The organism is Polaromonas sp. P1_G2 (assembly GCF_056405515.1).
Window position 1 is genome coordinate 1 of record NZ_JBFUBY010001688.1, and the last position, 367, is coordinate 367.

Annotated in this window: 1 protein-coding gene; it reads left to right on the forward strand. The window is 60.2% G+C overall.

The genetic code is table 11. From position 1 onward, the window contains the following. Nucleotides 1-48: 48 nt before the first annotated feature. Nucleotides 49-367: Na+/H+ antiporter NhaA (locus tag AC1D0P_RS32120; RefSeq protein ID WP_477680421.1), on the forward strand; the 319-nt coding region annotated here is incomplete at its 3' end.

The window sequence follows — 367 nt, forward strand, 5'->3', positions numbered from 1 at the left end:
CTACTGGCCATCGGCAGGCTAAGGGTCAATCCCTTATTTCCGTACATTATGCTTGGCATTGTCCTGTGGCTCTTCGTGTTCATGTCCGGCGTGCATGCGACGATCTCGGGCGTGCTGTTGGCCCTGACCATTCCGATCAAGCGAACGCCCGGCACGCCGGAGGCATCCGAAGCGGAATCCCCTCTCCATCGGCTTGAGCATTTGCTCCACCGGCCGGTGTCCTTCGTCATCGTTCCTGTGTTCGGTTTCGCCAATGCCGGGCTATCGTTTTCCGGCGTCACCGCGGCGTCTTTCGCGGAACCGGTGACTCTGGGCGTTGGTCTCGGCCTCTTGCTCGGGAAGATGGTCGGAGTCTTCGGTTCCGTCT